The sequence below is a fragment of the Vibrio sp. 811 genome, from assembly GCF_033339195.1.
Window position 1 is genome coordinate 1 of the sequence record NZ_JAWOUB010000667.1, and the last position, 589, is coordinate 589.

The window sequence follows — 589 nt, forward strand, 5'->3', positions numbered from 1 at the left end:
CTCGTAAACATGTGGACTCGCACAGCAAAGGTTTTGCACATACCATGGATTGGGGCGTTCGCATGGTAACGCTGCTCGGGATTCCGGCGATGTTGGGTTTGATGGCGTTGGCGAAGCCGATGTTGATGGTTCTATTTATGCGCGGTGAGTTCTCTCCACAAGATGTGCTCCAGGCGTCTCTGTCGTTGCTCGCTTACGCATCTGGCCTATTGAATTTCATGTTAATTAAAGTGTTGGCGCCAGGCTATTACTCACGTCAAGACACAAAAACGCCAGTGAAATACGGCATCATCGCGATGGTGACTAACATGGTGTTCAACGCAATTTTTGCCTATTTCTACGGTTACGTCGGCTTGGCTATTGCTACGGCATTGTCAGCGTTCGTCAACATGGCGCTGTTGTACCGAGGTCTGCACATTGCAGGTGTCTATCAAATCACTAAGCGTACCGTCTTCTTTATTATACGTTTGGTTATTGCTGGTGCTGCGATGGTTGCTGCGATCTTATGGCAATTGGAAGACATGTCGGTTTGGCTAGAGTGGAGCTTTGCTCACCGTAGCGGCATGTTAGGAATGTTAATTGGTCTAGG

General features: G+C 48.6%; 1 protein-coding gene. It reads left to right on the top strand.

Features of this window, described 5'->3' with window-relative positions; translation table 11 throughout:
* Positions 1-589 (top strand): murein biosynthesis integral membrane protein MurJ (gene murJ, locus R7Q46_RS28725; RefSeq protein WP_318078515.1); only part of this gene is annotated, 589 nt, incomplete at both ends.